Raw genomic sequence first — 20716 nt, forward strand, 5'->3', positions numbered from 1 at the left:
AGGAATATCCTACTGATTCATTAAGCCTGAGCTTGTGCAAAGGAGCGTCTAGCTTGAGTTATAAAAAACTACGTAACATTGTATTTACTCTGCATCGCATCCTGGGTTTTGCGATCGCACCAATTGCCATCCTGCTTGGCTTAACCGGGAGCTGCGGCAACAGCAATGTCTATCTGGATCAATGTTTTAACCATGAGCAAATCTAAAAAATTCCGCGATGTGATTTTCAATCTGCATCGCTATCTTGGTTTAGTGCTTGGCTTAATTGCAATCATTGCTGGCTTGACGGGTAGCCTGCTGGTGTTTATGCACGAGATCGATAATTTCGTCTTAGCTCATAAGTATGGAGCGGTGATCCCTCAAGAGAATCGCCTGCCCTTATCCGTGTTAGTGGACAGAGTAAAAGCCGCTCATCCCAATGATCCAGATTTTCAGCTCGGTCGGATTTTTCCTTACGGAGTTTACTATAATTCAGCACCAAAACCCGATGTACCTGCAACAATCGGGGATTTTTTGGTAGATCCCTACACAGGGAAGTTTTTAGCCCAAAATCCCTCCTGGTTTGGCAGTGAATTTTTCGGCAAAGTGTATGAGCTTCACGTTGCCTTGCTGATGGGCGATACGGGTGTCTACATCCTTGGAGTGGCGGCTTCGTTTATGGTAATTCTGGGCGTAACGGGGATCGTCCTCTGGCCCGGATGGAGAAAACTGAGTAGCGGATTCAAAATTAAATGGAATGGTCATCCCAAACGACTAAACTTTGATATTCATAAAGTGGTTGGCATCATTTTAGGCATAGTGTTGATTTTGCCTGTTGTAACAGGTGCCATGTGGAGTGGTGTTCCATTAATTAATCCCCTTATTGATGCCATTTTTACGCCTGTTGATGCTGTTGCTGCCATTTTTACGCCTCAAACATCTCAGACAGTAGACTCTCCCCGCAAGGCTTTGACTCCGGCTCCAGGTCAAACTCCTTTTCCCTTAGATGCGATCGTGCAAAAAGCTGAAGCGGCCTTACCTAACTTCTCCATATTTAGTATAGACGTGCCTAGCGAATCGCAAGCAGGGACGTACGACTTTCGGATGATTTCTCCACGAACGCAATCCTGGGACAGTGAAGTGCATATCGCTCAATACACGGGTGAGATTTTACAAGTCGTTGATGGGACTAAAACAACGTCCTTATCAGTCCGTTTTTCCAACTATTCAGTACCCCTGCATTATGGCGTTTTTGGTGGGTTATGTACCAAAATTTTGTACGTATTTGTCGGATTATCTCCTGCTATTTTGTTGGTTACAGGTTTGAATATGTTTCGTCTGCGTCGCCGGAGAGTTTCTCAAAAGAATCCGGTTGATCTCTTTGATAAGTCTTAATCTTAAATTATGGTGTTGGGATATGTGCAATTTCTACGACTAGAGCAAGCACAACAGCTACTTCAAAGCACTAATTTTACAGTTATAGAAATTTCTCTCAAGTGCAATATGAGATAAGTCATTTTGGCTATCTGTTTAAGCGGCAATTTTGCATGACTCCTAGAGAAGATCGCCAGCAAAAAGCCTTGTAGTAAAAGGCAGATATCGATACAGATAAAAAATTCGGTTTCAGTGTAGATGCGATCGCCCAAACTTCTGTATTTTTAAAAATAGAGTTAATTAAGAGTTATTCGGAAATAGTAAGCTCTGTTTGGCAAAATCTGATTAGGTGTGTGGAGTTATGAAACTGTGGCGTAGACGCTCTTAGCAGCTTGGTGTAGACATCGCTCTACCTGCTAATAGATACTATTCTCAATAAGCAGTGGAGAGTATTACTATGACTATTCGTCTAACTGGGACAGAAGACTTTGGGGAATTTTGCAAGGATGTGCAGTTTAATGACTATGAGGGAAAAGCAAAATTATCTACTTGGTTTGGTCAAAACAGCCATCGCTGGACTATACTTCGCCATAACCTTGGGCTATCAATCTCTGACAATGAGTTTTCTCAGGCGATAATTGCTGAAGAGAAACACGATAATTCGCCTGAGCTTACATCTAAATTTTTTCTATCTGGTGCTGTAAGAACAGTTACACCAAATGTGCCAGGAGTCAGTGACGATTATGAAGAAGTCGCAGGTTACAATTACTTGTTTTGCTTGCCTGATGTTCGGGAGTTTGAGCATTTTAATGCGAACCAGTACACTCAAAATATCAAAATTTATTGGAATGCTGATTTACTTTCTAGTTTTCAAAGCAGCTTTGATCGATTGCCTGCTTTGCTCGAACAGTTAAAAGAAAATCCAATAAAGGAGCGCTTTCATCAGCCGTTAGGAGTGACCACGCCGACAATGCAACTGCTACTGAAACAAATATTGCAGTGTCCGTTCCGAGAAACACTCAGACTAATGTATTTAGAAGCAAAAGTCTTGGAACTACTGGTACTTCAGATTGCCCAGTGGGGGGAAAATCATCAGGTATTGCAGCGATCGCTATTTTTCCGTGCCGATGAAATCGAACGTTTACATCAAGCTAAAGCTATTTTAAATCAAACGCTCCCAAATCCACCTTCTCTACTAGACCTAGCCAGTCAAATTGGACTTAATGACTTTAAGCTCAAGCGGGGATTTCGAGAAGTATTTGGGACTACGGTGTTGGGATATGTGCAATCCCTGCGGCTAGAGCAAGCAAAGCAGTTACTCATCGACACTAATCTCACAATTGCAGAAATTGCTTATCAAGTGGGTTACGAGAGCATAAGTCATTTTGGGTATCTGTTTAAGCGGCAATTTGGCATCACTCCTAGAGAGTATCGTAAGCAAAAAGGCTTGTAGCAAAAAATAGATCCCGATTCCGATAAAAAAAATCCGGTTTCAGTATATTTGCGATCGCTCAATTTCCCCTATTGTCGTAAACAGAGTTATCTAAAAATGATTCTCAATTAATCAGTTCTGTTTTGAGAAATACGATTGGGTGTGTGGAGTGATGAAACTGTGGCGATCGCTGTTTATTTCCTGTTTTGTTGTTGCTATGGTCATACAACCAACTCAGGCAAAGCAAGTAACTGTAATTCATAGTGTACAAGAACTAGACCGTTCCGCAAGAACAGTCAAAGAATGGTTCGCTCAGATAGAACAGCAGAACCCGCCGAACCAAAGTCAGCAGGGTGAAGTTGTACAAGTGACTTCGGTGAAGGCAAATCCCACCTCTAAGGGTGTGGAGGTGATTTTGCAGACTTCCATTGGGCAACAATTGCAAGTAGTAAATCGCAGTTCGGGCAATAACTTTATTGCTGATATTCCCAATGCCCAACTGCGTTTACCATCGGGCGAAGCATTCACATTCCGCTCTACTAAACCAATTGCAGGTGTTAGTGAGATAACGGTAACAAACTTTGATGCTCAGACTATCCGGGTAAGTGTAACGGGTGAGGTGGGTGTACCAATTGTTGAGTTGTTTGACAGTCCAGATGAAGGTATCATCTTCTCTGTTGCAACTGCTGCATCCTCTGCACAGCAACCTCAAACGCAACCGACTCAGCCACAAGAGCAGCCAGGGAGTCAAACACAGCCAAGTCAAACATCGCCAGGAAGTAATGAACCAATTGAACTCGTGGTAAAGGGCGAACAAGATCAAGGCTACAACCCCTCGCAAACAAGCGTGGGAACGCGTACTGATACTCCCTTGCGAGATATTCCAAATACCATTCAAATTGTACCGCAACAGGTGATCAAAGATCGTAATGTTACTGATGTCAACAGTGCGTTGGAGAACGTCAGCGGTGTTCAACAGAACCAGGGAGGTATTACAGTTCGGGGCTTCTATGCAAACCAAACAGTCAAGCGGCTCTGTTTTACCGACGCGACAGCTGGGAGGCTGCGCTCAACTTTGAGAACTTGTTTGATTCGGATTATATTGTCAATTCGCGCGGTCCTGGGTCAGAGGCTCTTGGTGCGCCTTTTACAATTCGGGGGTCACTTAAAGTGCGGTTTTAATCCTCTCATTTTCTGCGGCTGAATTTACTATCATCATGATGACATCACGCTGACCATATTTTAGTATTCCCCTTGGTGACTTGATCGTTTGGAGTCAGGAGAATCTTTAACTGCGATCGCCATGATCCAATCTAAAAAACTCCGCGATGTGGGGGATTGCCATTTCGGATTTTCTACGTCTTTGTTGGACTTGCACCGTTAATTTTATTCATTACTGGCTTTGTGATGTGGAAGCATCGCTATCGAGCAAAATCTCCTACAGAATTTATTAAACAGCCCGTTTTAAAATAATTACAACTAAAAAGCGCCCCCCATTTCTGGAGGGCGCTTTCTTATTTAGCTAACACTGAAGTATTAACCGCTGATAGCAGGAGCAGTCATTGCTACAGGAGCAACTTCACCAGCAGCTAAGTCTAGGGGGAAGTTGTGAGCGTTACGCTCGTGCATTACTTCCATACCCAGGTTAGCGCGGTTGATTACATCTGCCCAGGTGCTGATGACGCGACCTTGGGAGTCAATGATTGATTGGTTGAAGTTGAAACCGTTCAGGTTGAATGCCATCGTGCTGATACCCAAAGCGGTGAACCAGATACCGACGACAGGCCAAGCTGCTAAGAAGAAGTGCAGTGAACGGCTGTTGTTGAAGGAAGCGTATTGGAAAATTAAACGACCGAAGTAGCCGTGGGCTGCAACGATGTTGTAGGTTTCTTCTTCTTGACCGAATTTGTAACCGTAGTTAAGGGATTCGGTTTCGGTGGTTTCACGCACCAAGGAAGAAGTTACTAGAGAACCGTGCATTGCAGAGAACAATGAACCGCCGAATACACCAGCCACACCTAACATGTGGAAGGGGTGCATCAAGATATTATGTTCTGCTTGGAACACAATCATGAAGTTGAATGTTCCGCTTATACCCAAAGGCATACCATCTGAGAAAGAACCTTGACCGATTGGGTAGATCAAGAATACTGCGGTAGCGGAAGCCAAAGGTGCGCTGTAAGCTACGCAGATCCAAGGACGCATACCTAAACGGTAAGAAAGTTCCCACTGACGACCAAGATAGGCAGCGCAACCGATCAAGAAGTGGAAAACTACCAACTGGTAAGGACCGCCGTTGTACAACCACTCATCTAAAGAAGCAGCTTCCCAGATTGGGTAGAAGTGCAAGCCGATGGCGTTTGAAGAAGGAACAACTGCACCAGAGATAATGTTGTTTCCGTAGATCAAAGAACCTGCTACTGGTTCGCGAATACCATCGATGTCCACAGGAGGAGCAGCGATGAAAGCAATTACGAAGCAGGTTGTAGCAGCTAGTAGGGTTGGGATCATGAGTACACCAAACCAACCGATATATATACGGTTGTCGGTGCTAGTGATCCACTCGCAGAAGCGATCCCATACACTAGCGCCAGAGCGCCGTTGTAAGGTTGTGGTCATGGTTTTATAAGTGCTATGGGTTGTTAAATATGGAACAAGCGGATTTATTTCGCCTGTTGAAATCTAGTCTACATGAATTTACTTGGACGCGATCTGTGACTTAATATTCTGTAACAGAATTGTTTAACAAGCTCATCGAACTGTAAAGTTTTCCTACTATAAAGAACAGGGATATAAAGTAATGTATTGAGGCTTTTTAAGCCACTTCAACAACAAACTAGCTATTACTTTCAATGACGCGATCGCCTAGTTAGTAAGTAGGTAGGCGTAATTAAACATAAGATCAAACCTCACCCTCAATCCCTCTCCTTAGCAAGGAGAGGGAAGCCGGAGGCAGGGTGGGTTTTATATTTAATTTGACCTACTTACTTATCTACTTTTACACTTCTTTACAATTAGCCGATAAAAAACATTTGAAATCTTGCTGATTTGTAACGAGATAAGAAGTTCTATGTTGTCTGATGGTTCAGTTAAAAATCAAAGTAGATGTAGGGCAAACTGCCTTCTGGAGCTAATAACCAAACAGCGTAAAAACATAGGGGGACAAAGACAAGCTTAAGGGGCCAGTTAAACTCTAACTTCAGTATCCGGTTGAATGCATAGACTATAGACATAAGGGCAGCTAAACTTAGAAGTACCCAAGCGAGTTGGAATTGGCTCATATTTAAGGCTTCCACATAGACCTTTTCAGCAAACTGGGCGTCAGCCGGATAACCCCAAAGATGCCGAATTACCAAAGAAGAGTCTTGGAGATTAGGTAGACGAAACCAAATCCAAGAGGTAAAAACCATCAGTTGGGTCAAAAACCAAGCGACAAAGATACCCAGAGGATTTTGCCAGAATTGTTCTAGATTTTCAAAGCGCTCGCTTATAGAATCTGTAAGTCGATGAACCACCAAAGCTAATCCGTGGAGTATACCCCAAATAACATAACCCAAAGCAGCACCGTGCCAGATACCAGCAATTAGCATTACAATAAATAAATTCCAGCAGGTACGGACTAAACCCTGACGGGAACCACCCAAAGGAAAGTAGACATAGTTACGTAGCCAATCTCCTAGAGTGATATGCCAGCGCCGCCAAAATTCTGAAATATTGGTGCTGAAATAAGGAAAGTCGAAATTTTCAGGTAGAACTAAGCCAAAAAGCATAGCACTACCACGGGCTATATCTACGTAACCGTTGAAATCTAGATATAACTGCAAGCCATAGGCAAATGTAGCTAACCACAGATCGGTACTACCCGCCCGTTGCAAATTACCAAAACATAAATCTACGAAAATTCCCAAGTGGTCTGCAAAAATACCTTTTTTGACTGCGCCTCTAGCAATCAACCACAGCGCTTCAGCTACTCTATTAGTACTGGGGAATTCTAGTGTATTAAATTGATTTGCTAAGTTGTGGTAGCGTGTAATCGGCCCTGAAATCAGTTTTGCAAAGAATAATTTGTATGTAGCAAATTTGAGAAAATTATCAGTAGCAAGGGCACCGCGATAGACATCTATTAAATAAGCAATACATTCAAAGGTGAAAAATGAAATTCCCAAGGGTGCAATTAATTTAAAAGAGCTATCTGGTGAGTTTGTTTGAACATGAAAAACAAACTTGAATAAAGGGGTAAAATACTTAAAAGCTAATAGCAGTAAAACATTGAGAATTATACCCACCCACAAAACCTTTAAACGGCGACGATTCCAATCAACTTGAGCAAATTGCCACTCTTCATTAGAAATTTCCCAATCAAGAGAATGTTTTCCTGGTGATGTGTTGTTACCAATTTCTAGCCCTATACGGAAATTAATAAACGTTAATGCTAATAGTAATGGTATGTATTGAATGTGCAAAGATGCATAAAAAACTAAACTGGCAATTAGCAGCGTCCACAATCGCAATTTATGTTGTGCTAAAGACCAGTAAATTCCTAATACACTCAACAAGAACAGTCCATAGAAAATTGATATAAAGTTCATTTTTAGTCATTTGTCATTTGTCATTGGGCATTGTAGATTATTCTCCCCAGTTCCCAGTCCCCAATCTCCTACTTCACTGGCCAAGGAATCATCGGATCGTTAGCTAGCTTTTTCGAGACTTCGTATGCACCAAAACGGTTGAGGTGGCTAGGATCAGAAAAGAAATCATTTACTTTTGTCCACTGTTGGCTCAAATCACGATAAATAAAGTTGGGATTAGTAGCCAAATGCAACATATATTGCTGAAATTGTTGCTCATATTGTCTACGCACTGGATCTAAATAATCTCCCGTCAGAGGCATATTCACAAACACTAAGGAGATTTTCTGAGACTGGGTAAACTGAAGCACTTCTTGAAAAGCAACATCTTGCTGTCCTTCTACTTGAAAAGATTTATAGTCGTTGTCATAATTTCCGGGAACTCTAGAATGTTTTTGATAGTATCTCGTGGGATTAAAGCGAATAGACAAGGGTAGAAAGCCATCAAAGTCAACCGCTTGCTGAGAAATACTTTCATCTGAAGTACCGTCTGTCAACTGTTTTTGTGATGCAACTGTCTGATTTTTACCAAATAAGAGCAGTTGTTTTTGTAGTAAACTTTTAATTTGGTCGCGGTTTTGATAGCTAGCAGAAACAGATGCTAGAGCCTGATTTAACGATTGATTGACAGCTTCATAAGTACTAATCTCTTGTTTTTCTTCGTTTGTTTTTTGTTCTCCCGAATTTACCGTATTTTCTGGTAAATCATTGCTACTTGCCGTTGTTGGTGTTTTTTGAAATGCTTGTTTATAACCAGCCGATGCAGCAAGCGATTTAAAGGTAATATCCTCGCGCCCACCGTTGAAAGCACGCGCACCATCTGCCCAGATAATCATTTTGGGTAGTTCTGATGGTTCCAAGACGTGACGAATTACAAAGTCTACAACTTGTGCGGTAGCACCGTTAATTCCAAAGTTAAACACATCAAGATTTGGATAGCCTTGAGTTGCTAAAGCTTTAGAGAGTGCTGCGGGATCTACTCCTCTGAGGGCGCGTGAAGAGCCAATAATCAATACATCTGGGGGACTACCAGTTCTAGCTAAACGCTGTTTATACAGTGCTAGTTGCTCGTCTAACTGCCTGACATTAAAACTTGGCATCTGCGATCGCGCCGCTAAAAGAATAGCTGTTGCGGTTGCTTTTTCCTTCAGTGGTGCGGCTGCCAAATTATTTTTTGGGGTATCATCACTTTGGGTAAATTCCGAAGCATTAAATACAGAACTCTGATTTGGAGGAGATTTTGTCTTGGAAGTGCTGCTAAAAAATGTCGTTTTCTCACTCTGATTTTCTTCAGATGTCAAAGATGCTTTTTGCTCGGAAGATGATGAGAGGTTGGCACTAGCAGCTTTTGGGGAACTGGGCGTAGTACGTGCAACAATATGACCCAATACCCAATCAGTTTGGAGGGTGAGCAATAATCCTAGTGTTCCCCAAACCAAAGCAATTTTAATTCCTTGAACATCATGGTTATGTTCCGCTGACTGGTTGCTTTCGGTAAATAACTGACTTTTCAACAGGAATTTTCTCGCAGTTGAACTCGCCGTTGCTATCCAATCTCGCGCTACTTCTGTTACAAAATTTTGAACTTCTGCTGTCGTTAAGTCTGGGCGCAAAATTGGCTCACTAGTCTCAGAGGTTACTAAATCGTTAATGTATATAGAAGTAGCAGCAAATTCTGGGGTTGCTTCTGGAACTAAACGTTGGCGATGTTCAAGATCGACGCCATAATGCCAAAAAGGTTCTTTATTCCCAGCACGGCGACCGTAGATACGTACTCCCATAATACCGGAAATTTTTAACTGGCGGATAAACTGCGTAATTTTACTTGCTACTTGTTGCCGCAGTGGACAAACAGGTGCATCACACATAATGTGTAATAAACCATTTCTGTTCAGTAGGAGTACGCGAATTCCACCTGTCAATAGTCGCCAATCCAAATCAGGATTAAGTAAACGCTCTAGTAAAAATATAATTGCTGGTTCATCGCCAGTATTTGCCAAATCTAATGCTGATATGGCAAAGGCGGGATACTTGGCAGCGGGTAAAGCCAGGCAATCAATCCAAGTAGGTTCCTTGTCGCCTGCTTTTTGCCCGTATACGGTGGCGGCGAGAATGGCTTGAGGAGCGATCGCTTCTAGCTGCGGTAAAATCGCCTCTAAGCACACTACCTTATCTGGGATCGGGGCAGTTCCTAAGGGATCAAAAGCTGGAATACAAAAGATATGTAGCGTTGATTCTTTCAGAGAAACTTGGACACCAACTTTTAATCCTGATAGTACTTCAGCTAATAATCGAGCGATCGCTTGGACATCCCCCCAACGCGCCCACTCTTTAAGCATCACCTCTGGTGGTGTTAAATCCACCCGCAGCAGCCAATCTGGGGCAGTTTCGCCGCTTACCTGAGAAACAATTACGGCATCTTGGTAGCCGGAAAGCTTGAGATAACGCAACTTCTGTGCTATTGGTTCAGCAAGCAACGATGCATCAGGGCTATAGCTTGACTGGCAAAATATCCACAGGCGATTTTCTTCTGGCTGAGAATTCTTTGGCTTATATAGCTTAATCTTTGCCTGTACTGATACACCTAGCGTACTCAGAGTTTCGCTCAGATATCGAGCGATCGCTTCTGGATTGCCTTGGCGTGCCAAACTTTCGTTAGAGACAATTAGCGCCCCACCCGATTGTTTTGATTTTTCCGAGTCTGCTAGCAGCGCTTGCTGCACCTGATCGAGATGCTTATCTATTTGATTTAAGTGAACCCGATGGCACCATGAGGGGCGGTGTTCCCCTTTTCTGCGGCCATAGACAAATACTTGATATATTGAGGTTTGTTCGCTATTTGTGAGGATATCTAAGTTTGTTTGCTGTAGTGCTTGCAGCAAATCAGACAAAGTACGCCAACGCTGCGGACATTCTGTACCTTCACAAAGAATATGAAGGTCATTTCCCCGCAACCGGACTTTCACTCCGAAAGTGTTGATCCCTGTTGCTTGGCTTACCCATTGCACTAAGGATTGCTGGCGATCTGGTAATACTGTTTTCATGCTCAGTTAACTTTACAGTCAGCGATGGTTGGGGGATAGTGCCTGCACTTGTAAACTAGAACCATAGGTCTATCACACTCTGACGTTTTTTTTTAACAATTTTGTTACCTTCCTAGCTCACAAAATCGGACAAGATAGTCTTGTATAGGTTGTAAGTCTGACTAATGTTGAGTTTTGCGTTTATTTTACTAATAGGGAGTCAAAAATCAGAAGTTAGGATTTAGGAGAGACGAGATTAATCGCGTTTGTACAGTAACCATGAGTCAGAATAATTCTATATGACTGGCTGATAACTTGTCCTTTAAAACCGGACTCGTTTCCCAATCTGCTAATGCCCCTTCAGGTAAAACAGACAACAAGCTTATCTCATTTAAACTCTATCCCTTGATCGTTGGTTGGAGTCATCTTAACTCCTAACTCCTGTACAGACGTGATTAATCGCGTCTTTCCTAACAGACGCGATTAATTGCGTCTCTACTCATAAATTCCCATAACCAAAAATTAGCAATGCCTCCTATCAACCAACAGTCTTCACCTAAACCCGCATCCAATCTGGATTTATTTCCCATTCCCCAATCGTTCCTTTTACAAATAGGTACAGCGTCTATATTACTGCTCCTGCTTACCGGAAAAACTACAGTAAGAGCACTAGAAGCCATAGGAGAAGCTAGTGAAGAATTATTTCGAGGCGATCGCCTACCCAATCTAGACTTCCCAGATGAACACGAAATCAATCAAGATGAGAAGATATACACCAAATAATTATTTGCTCAGGAACAACCCGGTGAGCATTAAGTGCAAAACCAAGAACCGTAAACAGTAATTAGCTTTACAAGAATAGAGAATATGGGTTCCCTTTTATACTCTTCGTCTCAAACTGCGGATATATACCCGGTGTCGGAATTATTTTTGCGTCATCGTCTCCAGGTAGTGGAAGAATTGTGGGAGTCAGTTCTCCGGCAAGAATGCGGTCAAAATATGGTAGACCTGTTGCGTCAGTTGCGCGATTTATGTTCGCCAGAAGGACAAGCAACAAATGACCAAGCATCTTCAGCCGTCAAATTGATTGAACAACTAAATATCAACGAAGCAATTCGCGCGGCTCGTGCTTTCGCTCTGTATTTTCAGCTGATCAACATCATAGAGCAGGAATACGAACAACGGCAGCAATTGAGTCGCTATGAGGCAGAAACAGAGGCTATAGAGCCAGAAACACCATCCAATGTTAATTATTCCTCCAATCAAAGAGAAGATGACGCACCTGTTAGCAAGGGAATAGCAGCAGCCTTCCTGAGAAAGAATTATCTCGAAAAGGCGCAAGTCAAACCAAAAGGTACTTTTGCTGCCTTGTTTCCCTATTTATTCAAACTGAATGTCCCACCCCAGCAAATTCAACGTCTAATTGCACATCTGGATGTGCGCTTAGTTTTCACAGCGCACCCGACGGAAATTGTTCGTCATACCATCCGAGATAAGCAGCGACAAGTAGTACAACTTTTGCAAAAACTGGATGCCTTGGAAAACCATTCCGGGACTACACCAGGAGCATATCCTTGGGAAGCAGTAGATGTCCGCGAACAATTGCTCGAAGAGATTCGCCTGTGGTGGCGTACAGACGAACTTCATCAGTTCAAACCCACAGTGCTAGATGAAGTAGATTATGCCCTGCACTACTTCCAAGAAGTTTTATTTGATGGCATTCCGCAACTGTATAAACGTTTCAAACACACTCTATCCAATACCTTTCCTTGGCTAGAACCACCGAGTAAAAACTTTTGCTCTTTTGGCTCTTGGGTAGGTTCAGACAGAGACGGGAACCCATCAGTCACACCCGAAATCACCTGGAAAACGGCTTGCTATCAGCGCAAAATGGTAATCGGGAGATATATTCAGTCAGTGAAAAATCTGATTGAATTGTTGAGTGTGTCGATGCATTGGAGTGATGTTTTACCAGATTTGCTGGAATCTCTAGAATTGGATCAGTCCCAGATCAGCGAGGTATATGACGCACTGGCGCTGCGTTATCGACAAGAACCCTATCGGCTGAAACTGGCTTACGTGCTGAAACGGTTGGAAAATACTCGCGATCGCAATTTAGCTTTGTACAATCGGGAAACGCCAACAAATCAAGATAGCCCCCTGTATCGTTCGGGAGCCGATTTTTTAGCAGAACTGCGAATGATTCAGCGCAACTTGACAGAAACAGGTTTAAGTTGTCGAGAATTAGAAAATCTGATCTGTCAAGTAGAAATTTTTGGTTTTAACTTAACACAGTTAGATATCCGCCAAGAATCATCCCGTCACGCCGATGCGCTCAACGAAATCCTCGAATACCTGCAAATATTACCCCAACCTTACAACGAACTATCTGAGGAGCAAAGAGTTGCTTGGCTCACAGGCGAACTGCAAACCCGTCGCCCACTAATCCCGGCAGAATTGCCATTTTCGGAAAAAACCAACGATGTAATTGAAACCTTTCGCATCGTGCGATCGCTGCAACAAGAATTTGGTCTTAACATCTGCCAAACTTACATTATCAGTATGTGCCGCGACGTGAGCGACGTGCTGGAAGTATTGCTTTTAGCCAAAGAAGCCAGACTTTTTGACCCCGCCCTTGCCGTCGGAACTATTCAAGTAGTCCCCCTATTTGAGACAGTAGAAGATTTGCAACGCTCCAGAAGCGTCATGCGGAAACTGTTTGAACTACCGTTATATCGCGCTTTGTTAGCTGGTGGTTACGAACAGACAAAAGCAGAAGGTGCAGATGAAAATTCACCCTCCCCTGCTCCCCTGCTCCCCTGCTCCCCTGCCTCCTCCTCCGTCACCCCCAACTTGCAAGAAGTAATGCTGGGGTATTCTGACAGCAACAAAGACTCTGGTTTTTTAAGCAGCAACTGGGAAATTCATAAAGCTCAAAAATCACTGCAAGAAATAGCAGAAAACTACGATCTAAATTTGCGGATTTTCCACGGACGCGGCGGTTCTGTGGGACGAGGTGGCGGCCCCGCTTACGAAGCGATTTTGGCTCAACCAGGTCATAGTATCAATGGGCGAATCAAGATTACCGAACAAGGAGAAGTTTTAGCTTCCAAATATTCCTTGTTGGACTTGGCTTTGTATCACATGGAAACCATCACCACTGCTGTGATTCAAGCTAGTCTGCTGCGGACAGGGTTTGATGATATTGAACCCTGGAATGAGATTATGGAAGAATTAGCAGCGCGATCGCGTCAACATTATCGCGCCCTAATCTACGAACAGCCTGATTTTGTTGATTTCTTCCACGAAGTAACTCCCATTGAAGAAATTAGCCAGCTACAAATTAGTTCCCGCCCCGCACGTCGTCCATCTGGTAAGAAAGATTTAAGTAGTCTGCGAGCTATTCCTTGGGTATTTAGCTGGACACAAACTCGCTTTTTGCTTCCTTCATGGTACGGTGTTGGCACAGCGTTACAAGAATTCTTGAACGAAGAACCAGAAGAACACTTGAAATTACTCCGCTACTTTTACGTGAAGTGGCCCTTCTTCAAGATGGTGATTTCTAAGGCCGAGATGACTTTGGCAAAAGTAGATATGCAAATGGCACACCACTACGTCCAGGAACTCTCAAAACCAGAAGATCAACTTCGTTTTGCCAAGGTTTTTGACCAAATTGCCAGCGAGTTTTATCTAACAAGAGATTTGGTGTTAAAAATCACCGATCACAATCGACTCTTAGATGGCGATCCTGTATTGCAACGCTCTGTGCAGTTACGCAATGGCACAATTGTCCCCTTGGGATTTATCCAAGTTTCACTACTCAAACGTCTACGGCAGTCCCAAAATACTACTGCTACTTCTGGAGTAATTCATTCTCGTTACAGCAAAGGCGAGTTACTGCGAGGAGCATTGTTAACTATTAATGGTATTGCTGCTGGGATGAGAAATACAGGTTGATTGGGAATGGGGCATGGGGCAGGGGAGACAAAGTAACTTAAGTGATAATTTGCAACAAGTCTTTTCTCTTGTCCTCTTTCCCATGACTAATAGACCTCTTGCACAAATGCAAAATTCCCCCTCATCCCTCAACCCTTCTCCCAAAATTGGGAGAAGGGGAGCCAATTTCAAAGTCCCTCTCCCAAGCTTGGGAGAGGGATTTAGGGTGAAAGCTCATTGATTTATGCAAGAAGTCTAATGACTAATGACCAATGACCAATGACAAATGACAAATGACAAAAAACAGAATTTTAATTTGCACTTTTTTGGCGCTGCTATCAGGTTTTTTTGGTGCTTACACCAGTGGGCAAATCACTATAATGCTGCATAGCCAAAAGTGCCAAAACCAACCTTGGGGTTTAAAGGAGATGTGCAACGCTTGGATGACACCAGGAGCAATATGGCAAGGTAGCACAACAGGACTTTGGACAGGCACTATCTTAGGGGCTTTTGTTGGTGGTGTGGTGACGCGACAAGCTCGTGATTAGTCTCATGTGATACCAATTAAATTAATGATTGCAACACATCCTTGGGTAGAGACGCGATGAATCGCGTCTTTAAAGATTTTCAAATTGGTATGAGTTTGAGGATTGGCAGCTTTGGTGTCAGCAAGGCTGGTAAAATCTACCCATAGCGAAGAAGAGAAAATCACCATGCCTACCGAAACTAACCCAGGGAATCAAACTACTACAGGGGCTGATGCGATTGATGAAGCGATCGCACAGGGAATTGATTTTGATGGTTCTCCCATTCCGTCTGCCAAGCTAGAACTTTATGGTAAAGTTATGGCGCTAGAAGGCAACAGACAGCGCAGTGGTGTATCTAATACGATGCGATCGCGCATTGTGCGAATTGGCGCAAAACACATTCCCCAAGCGGAACTCGACCAATTACTCGTAGATGCTGGTTTCGCACCCCTAAAAGAGAAAGAAATTGCCTTTTTCTATAGTGGCAAATAAATAAAGTTAGGAGTTAGGAGTTCGTTGAGATAAGATACCTTAGCGATATCTGGCGACAAACTCTGACACTCCTTCGCACAGCGTAATTCTGCTAATTCCCTACCGCCACACGTTTGGGCTTAACACATAAATTAAATTATCTACCTCACACCTTCCAAATTGCCATCGGTATTTTGGCTTCTTGAGTATTTATCCTAATCTCGTCGAAAAGTGTATCTTCAGCAAGATTTTGTCAACTTTACCTTGTGTTTGAATTGGCAGATGGCTATATGTACTTAAGTAATAGCTGAAAGACTTGGAGAACACATGTCAAGAACTACGTCAAATTCAGAAATGCAATACCGAGTTATTGGCAGCACAGGAGAGAAAGTTTCCGCCATCGGATTGGGTGGTTGGCACATTGCCTTGAAGCACGTTGATGAGCAATTGGGTATCCGCATTGTGAGAACAGCCATCGATCGCGGCATCACCTTTATGGATAACAGTTGGGATTACAACGGTGGAGTCAGCGAGATTCGTATGGGAAAAGCGCTGCGCGATGGCTACCGGGATAAAGTGTTTCTGATGACGAAAATCGATGGTCGCTCTAAGAAAGAAGCCGCAAAACAATTAGACGAATCACTTAAACGTCTGCAAGTTGATTGCATCGATCTTGTTCAGCATCACGAAATGATTCGATACGAAGACCCCCATCGAATTTTCGACCCCGAAGGGGCAAATGCTGCCTTCATTGAAGCGCGAGAAGCTGGAAAACTGCGATACATCGGCTTCACTGGACACAAAGACCCCCATATTCATTTACATACGCTGGAAGTTGCAGCTGCTCACGGGTTTAAATTTGATACAGTGCAAATGCCGCTGAATGTAATGGATGCCCACTACCGGAGCTTTGCAAAGCTGGTTGTACCAGAACTTGTAAAACAAAATATCGGCATTTTGGGGATGAAAAGCTTGGCAAATGGTATTCTTTTACGGTCTAAGACTGTAACGCCAATTGAATGTTTACACTATGCTTTGAATCTGCCCACATCGGTTGTGATTACCGGAATTGACAGCATGGAAATTCTAGAGCAAGCTTTTGAAGCAGTGCGGACGTTTCAGCCAATGAACGACGAGCAAGTGCGATCGCTCTTAGCAAAAACGGCAGAAGCGGCATCACGCGGCGAGTTTGAGCCGTTCAAAACCTCATCAATCTTTGACAGCACCGCCCAAAATCCAGATTGGCTGGGAGAGGAACCACAGCGTATTCAGCAATTGATGTCAGCGTGATGCTTTGTTAGTGTTGTCTGTGCAGGAAGTTCATACGGTGATACAACAATAAAGCATCTTCCAGTTTAGTAATTGCGATCGCCACGCTATCTAATGCAACTCCCTGCAATGGCATTGTTTCGTCTAACAATGCCATTGTTTTGACTGATAATGCGATTGTTCCGACTGACAATGCGATTGTTTCGGCTAACAATGGCATTGTTTCGACCTGCAAAAATTAACTCACGCTTTTTTTTACCTTGTTCTATCTAAAAATCTCACTTTACCGTTAGATTTTTTGTTGTAATGGGCACATTAAAATATACACTATATCAGTATACTTGTATGCCCACCCAAGATAAAACCCGTCGTTTGCCTTCTCAATCAATTACTCAAGATATAAACTCATTTCACGGCTTGCAAACCATCAGTACATATAATACAAACCGTACTGATGCCTCTGTAGCAAACTTACAGCAAGCTTATCAAGCTATGTTGGCGCAGCAACAATCCGAAACTGAAAAACTAACTTTATATCGTGCTGCGGCCAATGCTGCGCGATTAGCAGAATGGGAATTTCATAATGCTGTATTAGCGATGAAAGAAGTAATCCGCGGACAATATGGTTCAGATAGCGATCAAGCTCAAGCCGTTGGACTGAAGAAAAAATCAGAACGCAAGCGTCCCAATCGTAAAAAGTCAGTTGCGATTGCAAGTTAATTAACTGAAGGGCGATCGCTAACTTTTCTCTGGGTGCAATCGCCCATGTCGAAAAATTCTAATTTGTTTAAACCGACTTTTGATTACTAGAAAATAATCTTTACTCAAAATTCAATCTATCAAAATAGTGAACTAATTTCATAACTATTGATGCGAGAACTTCTATCTAGGGATCGATATGGCTAATAAGCTAAATGAAGTAGAAATAATATACTAAATCACATGAGATTGTATTGTATGAAATCCAATTATGTTACAAAACAGCTTTCTACCCTAAAACGCTGGATGGCCACAACATTGTTTTGTATGTTAGCGATCGCTTTTGTTTGGCAAGGTGCATTTTTCTCGAACACCTCAGCAATGGCCAATCCTACTGGAACCTTGATTGCATACGATGATGCAGGCGATAAAGTTCAAGAAAAAACCAGTAAAGATGCTGGACGAGCCAAAAATTTCATTGATGATACGGCAGATAAAGTGAAGGATGCTGCCAAAAGCAATGCCAGTAAAGTTGACCAATCAACAGACAACGATAGCCCTATTGGGCGTAAAGCCAAGAAAGATGCCGCTACAATTCAGAAGAGAGCAAATGAAGACGCATCTCGGACTAAAGAAGCAGTAGACAACACAAAGAATGTTGTTGAACGTACTGTTGAAAACATTAAGGATGCTTTTGGTAAATAGAGATATAGCAATCTGATTTGATTTGCGAAAATCGAAAGCTTTAAATTTCCGACTTTTTTAATAAGTCGGAAACATTGTTGTTTACGAGTAATTTCGGAAAGTCTCAGGTTACGTCAATATTATTACAGCAATTTACAGATAGTTAAACATTATGGTAAGGGTAGCACAGCTAGCTCTGCGTGCCTACAGGGGATTGTAGTTAAAGCCTCGTTTCCTAGTTGGAGACTTTTAACGAGATACAGAAATGATTTACTAAATACATGAAGTTAGAGCAAGTAATCGAGTAGCTTTAGATACATATTTGTCACAGTTATAAGAAGTAGCGATCGCTGATAAAATTAGCTGCTGTCAACGCAGAAGAGTAGAAACTCTAGTTAAAAATTTACTAGCAATTATGCTAGATATATAGCTGTAAATTAAAATATTTGATTTTCTTTTTTACTAACTTACAGATAGCAAAATTGAGTCATCTGCTTAGGGAACTTCCGCAAATTCTTCTTAAAAAACTTGTTTTTCTATACGCATCACAGGCATTTTATAAGTAGCATTACTCACGGAGAAATGTGTTATAACTTTAACTGATTGCAATCTTATTTGACGAATTGTTAATGGTTAACAGATTTTTCACCATTATCAATTAAGAAGTTATACTTTCCACTACAACTTAGTAACAATGTAAAAGTTTGATTCTGTGGACAACCCGACCGTGGGAAAATCAAAATACCGAGACTGGAAGTTAGAGAGGAAAACCTTATAATATGCATCTGAGCGAAATCACCCATCCTAATCAGTTGCACGGTTTATCTGTTCGCCAACTGCAACAGATTGCCCGTCAGATTCGAGATAAGCATCTTCAAACAGTAGCAGTTAATGGTGGACACTTGGGGCCAGGGTTGGGTGTTGTCGAATTAACACTAGGACTTTACCAAACACTGGACTTAGATCGGGATAAAGTGATTTGGGATGTAGGACACCAGGCTTATCCCCACAAACTGCTTACAGGACGTTACGATCGCTTCCACACCCTTAGACAAAAAGATGGAATTGCGGGCTATCTCAAACGGGGTGAAAACAAGTTTGACCACTTTGGGGCTGGACACGCTTCTACAAGCATTTCAGCAGCATTGGGCATGGCTTTAGCGCGAGACTTGAAAGGAGAAAAATTTAAAGCCGTTGCTGTGATTGGGGATGGGGCACTAACTGGCGGCATGGCTTTAGAAGCCATCAACCACGCCGGACACATGCCGAAAACCAATCTGTTGGTTGTTCTCAATGACAACGATATGTCCATATCTCGCAACGTCGGCGCGATTCCCCGCTATCTCAACAAAATGCGCCTCAGCCAACCGGTGCAATTTATTAAAGATAATCTTGAGGAACAGTTGAAGCAAATTCCTTTCGTTGGCGAATCCCTATCACCCGAACTCGGACGGATCAAAGAAGGTATGAAGCGTTTGGCTGTTCCAAAGGTAGGTGCAGTTTTTGAAGAACTCGGCTTTACCTACATTGGGCCAGTGGATGGGCATAATCTTGAAGAACTAATTGCCACCTTCCAACAAGCACATCAAATACCAGGCCCAGTTTTGGTACATGTGGCAACAGTAAAAGGCAAAGGTTATGAAATTGCCGAACTAGATCAAGTTGGCTACCACGCCCAAAGCCCTTTCAACGTCGCAACTGGCAAAGCCATTCCTTCTAATAAACCCAAACCCCCGGCTTATGCCAAAGTCTTTTCTCACACTCTGGTGAAACTTGCCGAACAAAACCCGAAAATCATTGGGATTACTGCGGCTATGGCAACGGGGACAGGTTTAGATAAACTTCAAGCAAAACTGCCGAATCAATATGTTGATGTCGGCATTGCGGAACAACACGCAATTACCCTAGCAGCAGGACTTGCAAGCGAAGGGATGCGCCCTGTTGCAGCTATTTATTCCACCTTCTTGCAACGCGCCTACGACCAGATAATTCATGATGTCTGCATCCAAAACCTGCCAGTATTCTTCTGCTTGGATCGGGCGGGAATCGTCGGATCTGATGGGCCCACCCACCAAGGTATGTATGATATTGCCTATCTGCGTTGCATTCCCAACATGGTAATCATGGCCCCCAAAGACGAGGCAGAACTGCAAAGCATGGTAGTAACTGGCGTTAATCATACCAGTGGGCCGATCGCAATGCGTTATCCTCGTGGCAATGGCTACGGTGTTCCTTTGATGGAGGAAGGCTGGGAACCTTTGGAAATCGGCAAAGGCGAGATTTTGCGTACAGGCGATGACGTGTTAATCGTCGCTTATGGCACAATGGTCTATCCAGGAATGCAAGCCGCGGAAATTCTCAGCGAACATGGCATTGAAGCAACTGTAATTAATGCGCGTTTCGTTAAGCCTTTGGATACCGAGTTGATTTTGCCTTTAGCAAAGAAAATCGGCCGTGTTATCACCTTAGAAGAAGGTTGTATCATGGGTGGCTTTGGTTCTGCGATCGCGGAAGCTTTACTAGATGCAGATATTCTCGTTCCTGTCAAGCGATTCGGTGTACCAGATGTATTGGTAGATCATGCTGAACCCAATGAATCTAAGACAGAACTCGGTTTAACTAGTCATCAAATAGCAGAGAGAGTGTTGCAAGCTTTCTTTAAACGGCAATTATCTACTGTTGTTTAGCTAATTT

General features: G+C 42.9%; 18 protein-coding genes. 13 read left to right on the top strand and 5 right to left on the bottom strand.

Features of this window, described 5'->3' with window-relative positions; all coding sequences use genetic code 11:
* Positions 1 to 53 precede the first annotated feature (53 nt).
* From NLP_RS33460 to NLP_RS22645, 5 genes are all read left to right on the top strand, one after another.
* On the top strand, positions 54 to 206 hold the full coding sequence (locus NLP_RS33460) for a hypothetical protein (protein ID WP_158680500.1): 153 nt from the start codon (positions 54 to 56) through the stop codon (positions 204 to 206).
* Positions 166 to 1374: a PepSY-associated TM helix domain-containing protein gene (locus NLP_RS22630; RefSeq protein ID WP_104908319.1), complete on the top strand. Its 1209-nt coding sequence runs from the start codon at positions 166 to 168 to the stop codon at positions 1372 to 1374. The genes NLP_RS33460 and NLP_RS22630 overlap by 41 nt, the downstream gene beginning before the upstream one ends.
* A 436-nt stretch (positions 1375 to 1810) precedes the next feature.
* Positions 1811 to 2806 (top strand): helix-turn-helix transcriptional regulator, encoded by a 996-nt coding sequence (locus NLP_RS22635; protein ID WP_104908320.1) that lies wholly within the window; start codon positions 1811 to 1813, stop codon positions 2804 to 2806.
* 151 nt (positions 2807 to 2957) lie between these two features.
* Complete coding sequence (locus NLP_RS22640; RefSeq protein ID WP_104908321.1) at positions 2958 to 3989, top strand: AMIN domain-containing protein; 1032 nt, start codon at positions 2958 to 2960, stop codon at positions 3987 to 3989.
* 134 nt (positions 3990 to 4123) lie between these two features.
* Entirely contained in the window at positions 4124 to 4258 is a 135-nt protein-coding gene (locus tag NLP_RS22645) for a PepSY domain-containing protein (protein ID WP_234017031.1), read from the top strand.
* A 63-nt stretch (positions 4259 to 4321) separates the two neighbouring features.
* Here NLP_RS22645 and psbA read toward each other — a convergent pair whose 3' ends face one another.
* The 3 genes from psbA to NLP_RS22660 form a co-directional block, all read right to left on the bottom strand.
* Positions 4322 to 5404: a photosystem II q(b) protein gene (psbA, locus tag NLP_RS22650; protein WP_104908322.1), complete on the bottom strand. Its 1083-nt coding sequence runs from the start codon at positions 5402 to 5404 to the stop codon at positions 4322 to 4324.
* A 470-nt stretch (positions 5405 to 5874) separates the two neighbouring features.
* Positions 5875 to 7374 carry an MBOAT family O-acyltransferase gene (locus tag NLP_RS22655; protein WP_104908323.1) on the bottom strand — a complete coding sequence of 500 codons (1500 nt, stop codon included), beginning with the start codon at positions 7372 to 7374 and terminating at the stop codon, positions 5875 to 5877.
* A 68-nt stretch (positions 7375 to 7442) separates the two neighbouring features.
* A complete protein-coding gene (locus NLP_RS22660) occupies positions 7443 to 10457 on the bottom strand; it encodes a DUF1574 family protein (protein WP_104908324.1) in 3015 nt (1004 codons plus the stop codon).
* A 507-nt stretch (positions 10458 to 10964) separates the two neighbouring features.
* Between NLP_RS22660 and NLP_RS22665 the strand changes: the two genes are divergently transcribed.
* From NLP_RS22665 to NLP_RS22680, 3 genes are all read left to right on the top strand, one after another.
* Entirely contained in the window at positions 10965 to 11219 is a 255-nt protein-coding gene (locus NLP_RS22665; RefSeq protein WP_104908325.1) for a hypothetical protein, read from the top strand.
* Between the two features lie 84 nt (positions 11220 to 11303).
* Positions 11304 to 14393, top strand: coding sequence for a phosphoenolpyruvate carboxylase (locus NLP_RS22670; RefSeq protein ID WP_104908326.1), 3090 nt, complete (start codon positions 11304 to 11306; stop codon positions 14391 to 14393).
* 272 nt (positions 14394 to 14665) lie between these two features.
* Positions 14666 to 14920, top strand: coding sequence for a hypothetical protein (locus NLP_RS22680; RefSeq protein ID WP_104908328.1), 255 nt, complete (start codon positions 14666 to 14668; stop codon positions 14918 to 14920).
* Positions 14921 to 14922: 2 nt separating this feature from the next.
* Here NLP_RS22680 and NLP_RS33465 read toward each other — a convergent pair whose 3' ends face one another.
* Complete coding sequence (locus tag NLP_RS33465; protein WP_158680502.1) at positions 14923 to 15087, bottom strand: hypothetical protein; 165 nt, start codon at positions 15085 to 15087, stop codon at positions 14923 to 14925.
* Between NLP_RS33465 and NLP_RS22685 the strand changes: the two genes are divergently transcribed.
* On the top strand, positions 15086 to 15391 hold the full coding sequence (locus NLP_RS22685; protein WP_104908329.1) for a small RNA NsiR4-regulated ssr1528 family protein: 306 nt from the start codon (positions 15086 to 15088) through the stop codon (positions 15389 to 15391). The two genes, NLP_RS33465 and NLP_RS22685, sit on opposite strands and share 2 nt — an antisense overlap.
* A gap of 306 nt (positions 15392 to 15697) precedes the next feature.
* The gene (locus NLP_RS22690; protein ID WP_104908330.1) at positions 15698 to 16660 is read left to right on the top strand and encodes an aldo/keto reductase; all 963 of its coding nucleotides are present in this window, start codon (positions 15698 to 15700) and stop codon (positions 16658 to 16660) included.
* Positions 16661 to 16667: 7 nt separating this feature from the next.
* Here NLP_RS22690 and NLP_RS22695 read toward each other — a convergent pair whose 3' ends face one another.
* Complete coding sequence (locus tag NLP_RS22695) at positions 16668 to 16874, bottom strand: hypothetical protein (RefSeq protein WP_158680503.1); 207 nt, start codon at positions 16872 to 16874, stop codon at positions 16668 to 16670.
* 110 nt (positions 16875 to 16984) lie between these two features.
* On the opposite strand from NLP_RS22695, the gene NLP_RS22700 reads away from it, so the two are divergent.
* From NLP_RS22700 to dxs, 3 genes are all read left to right on the top strand, one after another.
* Entirely contained in the window at positions 16985 to 17359 is a 375-nt protein-coding gene (locus tag NLP_RS22700; RefSeq protein WP_104908332.1) for a hypothetical protein, read from the top strand.
* 237 nt (positions 17360 to 17596) lie between these two features.
* Positions 17597 to 18043, top strand: coding sequence for a hypothetical protein (locus tag NLP_RS22705; protein ID WP_104908333.1), 447 nt, complete (start codon positions 17597 to 17599; stop codon positions 18041 to 18043).
* Between the two features lie 758 nt (positions 18044 to 18801).
* On the top strand, positions 18802 to 20709 hold the full coding sequence (gene dxs, locus NLP_RS22710; protein ID WP_104908334.1) for a 1-deoxy-D-xylulose-5-phosphate synthase: 1908 nt from the start codon (positions 18802 to 18804) through the stop codon (positions 20707 to 20709).
* Positions 20710 to 20716 lie beyond the last annotated feature (7 nt).

The organism is Nostoc sp. 'Lobaria pulmonaria (5183) cyanobiont' (genome assembly GCF_002949795.1).
Classification (GTDB): Bacteria; Cyanobacteriota; Cyanobacteriia; order Cyanobacteriales; family Nostocaceae; genus Nostoc.